The 8113-nt window shown below is 69.9% G+C and carries 9 protein-coding genes; 6 read left to right on the forward strand and 3 right to left on the reverse strand.

Annotated features, from left to right (window positions below):
- The coding region (locus DKL51_RS16395) for a tetratricopeptide repeat protein (RefSeq protein ID WP_124812215.1) at positions 1 to 293 on the forward strand (293 nt) is incomplete at its 5' end.
- 43 nt (positions 294 to 336) lie between these two features.
- Here DKL51_RS16395 and DKL51_RS16400 read toward each other — a convergent pair.
- The 3 genes from DKL51_RS16400 to DKL51_RS16410 all read right to left on the reverse strand — a co-directional run bounded on the left by DKL51_RS16400 (position 337) and on the right by DKL51_RS16410 (position 1569).
- Positions 337 to 519 carry a hypothetical protein gene (locus tag DKL51_RS16400; RefSeq protein WP_123809853.1) on the reverse strand — a complete coding sequence of 61 codons (183 nt, stop codon included), beginning with the start codon at positions 517 to 519 and terminating at the stop codon, positions 337 to 339.
- A 112-nt stretch (positions 520 to 631) separates the two neighbouring features.
- Positions 632 to 1066, reverse strand: a complete 435-nt coding sequence (locus DKL51_RS16405) for a ChaB family protein (RefSeq protein WP_243421062.1) — start codon at positions 1064 to 1066, stop codon at positions 632 to 634.
- A 62-nt stretch (positions 1067 to 1128) separates the two neighbouring features.
- The gene (locus DKL51_RS16410) at positions 1129 to 1569 is read right to left on the reverse strand and encodes a phage holin family protein (protein WP_165823242.1); all 441 of its coding nucleotides are present in this window, start codon (positions 1567 to 1569) and stop codon (positions 1129 to 1131) included.
- Between the two features lie 374 nt (positions 1570 to 1943).
- Between DKL51_RS16410 and DKL51_RS16415 the strand changes: the two genes are divergently transcribed.
- The 5 genes from DKL51_RS16415 to DKL51_RS16435 form a co-directional block, all read left to right on the forward strand.
- On the forward strand, positions 1944 to 2927 hold the full coding sequence (locus tag DKL51_RS16415; protein WP_109947316.1) for an ABC transporter permease: 984 nt from the start codon (positions 1944 to 1946) through the stop codon (positions 2925 to 2927).
- Between the two features lie 104 nt (positions 2928 to 3031).
- The gene (locus DKL51_RS16420) at positions 3032 to 4798 is read left to right on the forward strand and encodes an ABC transporter substrate-binding protein (RefSeq protein WP_311768051.1); all 1767 of its coding nucleotides are present in this window, start codon (positions 3032 to 3034) and stop codon (positions 4796 to 4798) included.
- A 74-nt stretch (positions 4799 to 4872) separates the two neighbouring features.
- Positions 4873 to 5904 carry an ABC transporter permease gene (locus DKL51_RS16425; protein WP_311768052.1) on the forward strand — a complete coding sequence of 344 codons (1032 nt, stop codon included), beginning with the start codon at positions 4873 to 4875 and terminating at the stop codon, positions 5902 to 5904.
- An 11-nt stretch (positions 5905 to 5915) separates the two neighbouring features.
- The gene (locus tag DKL51_RS16430; protein WP_109947315.1) at positions 5916 to 6995 is read left to right on the forward strand and encodes an ABC transporter ATP-binding protein; all 1080 of its coding nucleotides are present in this window, start codon (positions 5916 to 5918) and stop codon (positions 6993 to 6995) included.
- Between the two features lie 28 nt (positions 6996 to 7023).
- Positions 7024 to 8113, forward strand: a 1090-nt coding sequence (locus DKL51_RS16435; protein WP_124812216.1) for an ABC transporter ATP-binding protein, incomplete at its 3' end; no start/stop codon positions are given.

Raw genomic sequence — 8113 nt, forward strand, 5'->3', positions numbered from 1 at the left:
ACGCCGCCGCTCAGCTGTACCGGGAGGCGCTGCGGGACCGGCCCGACGACACGATCCGGCTGCGGCTGGCGTTCGCGCTGCTCCGGGCGGGCGACCCGGCGGGCGCGGAGCGGACCGCGCGGGAGGTGCTGGCGCGCACCCCGGACTCCCCGGACGGGCTGCTCGTGCTGGGGCTGGCCCAGCGCGGTAACCGCTCCACCGAGGCGGCGCGCACCCTGCGCCGGTTCCTGTCCGTCGCGCCGCAGCATCCGGCGGCACCCGAGATCAGCCGCCTGCTGGCCACCGCCCGCTGACCCCGCCCGGCCTGGCCGGCGGTGACGCCGGCCGCGGTGCGGCTCAGCCCCGGCGGCGGGACCGGGCGATCAGGTAACCGATGCCCACGCCGGCGGCCACCGTGGCGAGGGTGCGGCCGCTGACCGCCGAGCGGAGCCGGCTGAACCCCTGGCGCGGATCCGCCGCCGCACCGGCCACGTCGCCGACCGCGCCGACGATCGCGTCGCTCATCCGATTCCTGTTCATCGCCTCGCCACCTTTCCCTACCGGTTGCCGCTGCCCCCGTTGTCCGGCCGAGTCGGAGCACCCGGCCGGCCCGCGTTCGCCGTCGGTCTGGGCGGTCCGGGCCGGGTGTCTGTCACCGTCCGCGGGCCCGTGCGGTCGCTCGCGCGTTCGCCTTCTCGATGGCCCGGATCAGCTCGTCCTTCTCCATGTCCTCCGGCCGGTCGATGCCGACCTTGCGCGCCACGTGGTCGAGATGGCCCTTGCTGGCGTTGGCGTCCACGCCCTCGGCGGTGGGGCGCGGGTGCTCGAGGGACGCCGGTGCGCCCAGCTCCGCCTGCGCGTCCGATGGCCCCTTGTGCTCCTTCGGTTCCCAGTGGTCACCCACCTTCTCGTGGGTGTGCTTCAGCGTCGCGAACGCCGTCCGGTGCGCCCGCTCGCCGCCGCCGTACGTCTCCTCGGCCGACTCCAGGGTCTTCTTGTAGGTACGCACGGCCTTGTCGTCCGAGCGCGCCACCGTCGACGGCACCTCCGGTCGCATCTGTTCGGCCTGTTCGTGCTTGTCCCGCATGACTGCTTCCTCTCGGTGGAACGGCGCGTACCGCCGTAGACCCGCCGGGACGCCGGTCCGGGTCAGCGTCCCAGCTCGTCCCGGGCGGCGGAGGAACCGGCGGGCACCACCCGATTCGCGGTGGTCGAGACGGCGTCGCGGACCTCGTCGGCCAGGCGGGCCGACGTTCCGCCCGCCGCCCGCAGTTGCTCCAGCCCCGCAGCGCCGAGGAACACGGCACCGGCGAGGTATCCGGCGGTCAGCCCCGCCGCCGCGAGCCGCCGGGGCAGGAACGCCTCCAGCATCCGCAGCGCGGTCGTCGACGCTGCCCCGACTGCCAGCACCGCACACCCTCCGGCCGCGGCCAGCAGCACGAAGCCGAGCCCGGCCGGCCGGGCGGCATCCGCCAGCTGGGTCCGTACCGCGCGGACCTCGTCGCGTACCACCTCGGCCACGTCCTCGGCCAGTCGGTCGGTGGGACTGGCCGGTCGACCACCGGCTCCGGGCTGGTTGGCCATGCCCATCGGGCCTCCCCTTGGCTCGTCTCGGCTCGGTTGCGTACCCGGGAATGCCGGGAGCATTCGGCGGTGCTCGTCGGGGTCGGCTCAACCCGAACGTTGTTTATGCCATTTCGTCCTTTCGTGCGGTGGACGTTGATCTCGTACCCGTTGCATCAGCAACCAGGGCCGCCGAACGGCGGAGGACTTGTAACGCCAACGTCACGGCCCGGACTGTTATTGGTCACATCAGCGGCGTCCTATTGACGATCACCAGGCAGCGGGTCCAGTGTCACACCAACAAAGTCGGCCGATGAGTTTCGTTCGCGCGTTCACGCTGCTCACCTGCGCGAAACCCACGGCCGGCGAACTGTCCATCGTGGTCGGAGAAAGGCGCCGCCATGACTGTCGGACCGGTGACATCACCGACCGAGACGCAACCCGCGGAGGAAACTCCAGCCGTCCCCGGGACGGTGATCGAGGGCCGCTCCCTGGGCCGGATCGCCTGGACCCGGCTCAAGCGGGACCGGGTGGCGCTGGCCGGCGGGATCACTGTGTTCCTGCTGATCCTCGTCGCCATCCTGGCGCCGCTGATCAACAAGGCGTTCGGTCACCCGGTGAACGAGTACCACCAGGACAAGATCGACCCCAACCTGGGCGGCATCCCGCCGGTGGGCACCTGGGGCGGGATCAGCTCGGACTTCCTGCTCGGGGTGCAACCGGTGACCGGTCGCGACCTGTTCAGCCAGGTCATCTACGGCGCGCAGACGTCGCTGCTGATCGCCTTCGCCGCGACCCTGCTGGCGGTGGCCATCGGCATCGTCGTCGGCGTCAGCGCCGGCTTCTTCGGCGGCTGGCTCGACTCGTTGTTCAGCCGGTTCATGGACCTGATCCTGGCCTTCCCGCTGATCCTGTTCGCGATCGCACTGATCTCGGTGCTGCCGCCGACCCGGGCCTTCCGTACGGCCGTCATGATCGTGGTGATCGGCGGCTTCAGCTGGCCCTACATCGGACGGATCGTCCGGGGCCAGACGCTGTCGCTGCGGGAGCGGGAGTTCGTCGAGTCGGCCCGCAGCATCGGGGCCAGCAACTTCCGGATCATCTTCAAGGAGCTGCTGCCCAACCTGGCCGCCCCGATCCTCGTCTACTCCACGCTGATCATCCCGACCAACATCCTGTTCGAGGCCGCGCTCTCCTTCCTCGGCGTCGGTGTCCCGCCGCCCACGCCGTCCTGGGGCCGGCTGCTCTCGGACGCGGTGCAGTTCTACGAGTACGACCCCATGTACATGTTCGTGCCCGGCATGGCCATCTTCATCACCGTGCTGGCGTTCAACCTGTTCGGCGACGGGCTGCGGGACGCCCTCGATCCGAAGGCCAACCGCTGACCGGCCGGCAACCCGGGCGGACCGACTTTCCCGCTGTTCCACCGGCACACGCGCACTCCCCCGCCCGGGCATCCCGGACGGCTCGCCACCACAAGGAGGAAAGAGTGAAATTCAGAACTGGCCTGGTGCTGGGCACCACGGTCGCCCTCACCCTGGGCATGAGCGCCTGTGGTGACGGCGGCTCGGGCAAGGACGAGACCACGTCGAAGGTCTCGGCGGAGTTCAACGCCGCCACCAAGGGGATCGTGAACCCCTCCGACAAGAAGGGCGGCACGCTGCGCTTCGGCTACAGCTCCGACCCGGACTCGCTGGACCCGACGCGGATCTACTACGCCTCCGGCCAGAACTTCATGCGCTCGTTCTACAACCGCACCCTGCTGACGCCGGACTCCAAGCCCGGTGAGGACGGCCTCAAGCTGGTGCCCGACATGGCCGAGGCGATGCCGGAGATCAGCGCGGACAAGCTGACCTACACCTTCAAGCTCAAGGACGGCATCAAGTTCGAGGACGGCACCGCGGTCACCTCGAAGGACGTCAAGTACGCCATCGAGCGCACCTTCGCCCAGGACGTGCTCTCCGGCGGTCCGACCTACCTGATCGACCAGCTCGACCAGGGCCAGAACTACCCCGGCCCGTACAAGGACACCGACCCGGACAAGCTCGGCCTGAAGTCGGTGCAGACGCCGGACGACAAGACCGTCGTCTTCAAGCTGGCCAAGCCGTTCGCGGACTTCCTCTACCTGCTGCCGATGGCGCCGGGCGCGGTGCCGCGGGCCAAGGACACCGGTGCCAAGTACACCGAGCACCCGATCTCCACCGGCCCTTACATGTTCGAGACGGTTGACCCGGGCAAGAAAATCACCATGGTCCGCAACCCGAACTGGGACCGGAACACCGACCCGGTGCGCAAGGCCCTGCCGGACCGGGTCGAGGTCACGCTGCAGATGCAGCCGGACGAGCTGGACAAGCAGCTGCTGGACGGCAGCCTCGACCTCGACTTCGCGCAGACCGGCGTGCAGCAGGCCGGCCAGGCCAAGATCCTTCTCGACAAGAACCTCAAGAAGAACGCCGACGAGCCGGTGACCGGCTTCATCCGGTACTTCACCATCAGCACCAAGGTCGCGCCGTTCGACAACATCCACTGCCGCCGGGCCGTCCAGTACGCCGCGGACAAGGTCGCCCTGCAGACCGCGCGCGGTGGCGCCGACGCCGGTGGTGACATCGCCACCAACATGCTGCCGCCGAACATCGCCGGCCACGACCCGAACCTGGACCCGTTCGGCAGCAAGCAGGGCAAGCCGCAGATCGACAAGGCCAAGCAGGAGCTGGCGGCGTGCGGCAAGCCGAACGGCTTCGAGACCAAGATCGCCGTCCGGAACAAGGGCAAGGAGCCCAAGACCGCCGAGGCGCTGCAGCAGGCCCTCGCCCAGGTCGGCATCAAGGCCACCATCGACCAGTCCGACGCGTCGCTGTACTTCCGCTCCACCATCGGCTCGCCGGACAACGTGCACAAGAAGGGCTACGGCATCATGACCGCCGGCTGGGGCGCGGACTTCCCGACCGGTACCGGCTTCCTCCAGGTCCTGGTGGACGGCCGGCTGATCCAGCCCAGCGGTAACAACAACTACGCCGAGCTCAACGACCCGGAGATCAACGGCCTGATCGACCAGGCCACCGCCGAGTCGGACCCGGCCAAGGCCGCCGAGCTCTGGAAGCAGATCAACGCCAAGGTGATGGACACCGCCACCCAGCTCCCGTTCGTGTACGACAAGGCGCTCAACTACCGCAACCCGCGGCTGACCAACGTCTACGTCTACTCGTACTTCGGCGAGTGGGACTTCGGGTCGCTGGGCGTCAGCGACGGCAAGTGACCCGACCCGACAACCCCTGCGAGTAGCGGAAGGCAGGTGAAGGTCGCTGCGTCGGCCGGCGTCGCGGAGATCCCGTGGCGCCGGCCGACGGCCGGCCGATGGACGTGACCAACTACATCCTCCGCCGCGTGCTGACGTCCGCCGTACTGATGATCATCATCTCGATGGTCACCTTCGGCGTCTTCTTCATGGTGCCCAAGCTGGCCGGTACCAACCCGGCCGAGCTGTACGTCGGCAAGCAGGCGACCCCGGCGGACGTGGCGGCGACCGCGCGCAAGCTCGGCCTCGACCAGCCGGTGACCGTGCAGTACGCGCGGTTCGCCAAGGGGCTGGTGGCGGGCCGGGACTTCGACGACGGCCCGAACAAGACCCACTGCGACGCCCCCTGCTTCGGCTACTCGTTCCGCAACGACCGTCCGGTGTGGCCGCTGCTGCTGGACCGGCTGCCGGTGACGATCTCCCTCGCCATCGGGGCGGCCATCATCTGGCTGATAGGTGGCGTGCTCGCCGGCGTCATCTCGGCGCTGCGCCGCGGTGGCGCCCTGGACCGGACGGTGATGGTGCTGGCGCTCGCCGGCGTGTCCCTGCCGATCTACTTCACCGGCCTGCTCGCCCAGCTGGTCTTCGTGCACACGCTGCACTGGTTGCCCGGCGGCGAGTACGTCAACTTCGCCGACGACCCGGCAGGGTGGGCCGGCAAGCTGTTCCTCGGCTGGGTGACCCTGGCCCTGCTCTACGCCGCCACCTACGCCCGACTGACCAGGGCGCAGATGCTGGAGACCGTCGGCGAGGACTACATCCGCACCGCGCGGGCGAAGGGGCTGCGCGAGCGGACCGTCATCGCCAAGCACGCGATGCGGTCGGTGCTCACCCCGATCGTCACCATCTTCGGGCTGGACATCGGTTCGCTGCTCGGCGGCGCGATCCTCACCGAGTCGGTGTTCGGCCTGCCCGGCATCGGGCGGCTCTCCATCGACGCGGTGAACACCAAGGACCTGCCGGTGGTCCTCGGCGTCACACTGTTCGGCGCGCTCTTCATCGTGCTGGCCAACTTCATCGTCGACCTTCTGTACGCCGTGATCGACCCGAGGGTACGGCTGGGATGAAAGGGACGGACATGTCCTCGACGAACCCCCTCACCACGACGGAACCGGTACCGGGTCCCCGCCGCGGTCCGGACCCGGCGGCGTTCCTCGACGTACGGGATCTGCGCATCCACTTCCCCACCGACGACGGCCTGGTCAAGGCGGTCGACGGCATCTCGTTCACCCTGGAGCGGGGACGCACGCTCGGCATCGTCGGCGAGTCCGGCTCCGGCAAGAGCGTGACCAGCCTCGGTATCCTCGGCCTGCACCGGCGCGAGCACGCGCGGGTCAGCGGTGAGGTCTGGCTCGACGGTGAGGAGCTGATCTCCGCCTCGCCGGAGCGGGTACGCCAGCTGCGTGGCCAGCGGATGGCGATGATCTTCCAGGATCCGCTGACCGCCATGCACCCCTACTTCACCGTCGGGGCACAGATCGTCGAGGCGTACCGGGTGCACCATCGGGTCTCCAAGGCGGTGGCCCGCAAGCGGGCCGTGGACCTGCTCGGCCGGGTGGGCATCCCGCAGCCGGCCAAGCGGGTCGACGACTACCCGCACCAGTTCTCCGGCGGCATGCGCCAGCGGGCGATGATCGCGATGGCGCTGGTGAACAATCCGGACCTGCTCATCGCGGACGAGCCGACCACCGCACTGGACGTCACCGTGCAGGCGCAGATCCTCGACCTGATCCGGGACCTTCAGGAGGAGTTCGGTTCGGCGGTGCTGATGATCACCCACGACCTGGGGGTGGTCGCCGAGCTGGCCGACGACATCCTGGTGATGTACGGCGGCCGCTGCGTCGAGGAGGGTTCGGCGCAGACGCTCTTCCGCCGGCCGGAGCACCCGTACACCTGGGGGCTGCTCGGCTCGATGCCGCGGGTGGACCGGGAGACCCGGGACCGGCTCATCCCGATCAAGGGCACTCCGCCCAGCCTGATCAACCTCCCCTCCGGCTGCGCGTTCCACCCGCGCTGCCCCTACCAGGGACGCGACGGGATTCCGTGCCGCACCGAGGTGCCCAGCCTCGCCCAGGGCAGCGACCACGGGGTGGCCTGCCACATCGCGCCGGCCGAGCGCCGACGGATCTTCGCCGAGGACATCGCCCCGGCGCTGTAGACCGGGCCCGCCGTACGAAGGAGCAACTGTGTCGACGACCACCTCGACCGAACGCACCGCCGCCCGCCCGGCGACGGACGACCTGCTGCAGGTGACCGGGTTGGAGAAGCACTTCCCGATCACCCGCGGCGCGTTCATCCGCCGTACCGTGGGCGCCGTCCGGGCGGTGGACGGCATCGACTTCACCGTGCGTTCCGGCGAGACCCTCGGCCTGGTCGGCGAGTCCGGCTGCGGCAAGTCGACCACCGGGCGACTGATCAGCCGGCTGCTCGAGCCGACCGGCGGGAAGATCGTCTTCGAGGGGCGGGACATCACCCATCTCTCCAGCCGGGAGATGCGCCCGCTGCGCCGCGAGGTGCAGATGATCTTCCAGGACCCGTACTCGTCGTTGAATCCCCGGCACACCGTCGGCACGATCGTCGGCGCGCCCTTCCGGGTGCAGGACATCCCGACCCCGCAGGGCGTCAAGCGCGCCGTGCAGGACCTGCTCGCCTTGGTCGGGCTCAACCCCGAGCACTACAACCGCTACCCGCACGAGTTCTCCGGCGGGCAGCGCCAGCGGATCGGCATCGCCCGGGCGCTGGCGCTGCGGCCGAAGCTGATCGTCGCCGACGAGCCGGTCTCCGCGCTGGACGTCTCCATCCAGGCGCAGGTGGTCAACCTCCTCGACGACCTGCAGCGGGAGCTCAACCTGACCTACCTGTTCATCGCGCACGACCTGTCGGTGGTCAAACACATCTCCGACCGGGTGGCCGTGATGTACCTCGGCAAGATCGTCGAGGTGGCGCCGCGGGACGCGCTCTACGCGGCGCCGATGCACCCGTACACCCTCGCGTTGCTCTCGGCCGTGCCGGTGCCGGACCCGGACCGGCGCGACCGCGCCCAGCGCGAACGGATCCTGCTCACCGGCGACGTGCCGAGCCCGATCGACCCGCCGTCCGGCTGCCGGTTCCGCACCCGGTGCTGGAAGGCCCGGGAGCTCTGCGAGCGCGAGGTGCCGCCGCTGCGCGAGCTGGCCACCGGCCACGTGGTGGCCTGCCACTTCCCCGTCGAGGAGGTCGAGCGCACCCCGGGGGGACGGGCCGCCGCACAGCAGGCCGCGGCGAGCGTCCCGCCGG

This window comes from Micromonospora globispora, assembly GCF_003857015.1.
GTDB classification, from domain to species: domain Bacteria; phylum Actinomycetota; class Actinomycetes; order Mycobacteriales; family Micromonosporaceae; genus Micromonospora; species Micromonospora globispora.

Excerpts from the sequence above, each read along its gene's own strand:
- DKL51_RS16400 (WP_123809853.1), bottom strand. The coding sequence starts at position 519 with ATGAACAGGAATCGGATGAGCGACGCGATCGTCGGCGCGGTCGGCGAC.
- DKL51_RS16405 (WP_243421062.1), bottom strand. The coding sequence starts at position 1,066 with ATGCGGGACAAGCACGAACAGGCCGAACAGATGCGACCGGAGGTGCCG.
- DKL51_RS16410 (WP_165823242.1), bottom strand. The coding sequence starts at position 1,569 with ATGGGCATGGCCAACCAGCCCGGAGCCGGTGGTCGACCGGCCAGTCCC.
- DKL51_RS16415 (WP_109947316.1), top strand. The coding sequence starts at position 1,944 with ATGACTGTCGGACCGGTGACATCACCGACCGAGACGCAACCCGCGGAG.
- DKL51_RS16430 (WP_109947315.1), top strand. The coding sequence starts at position 5,916 with ATGTCCTCGACGAACCCCCTCACCACGACGGAACCGGTACCGGGTCCC.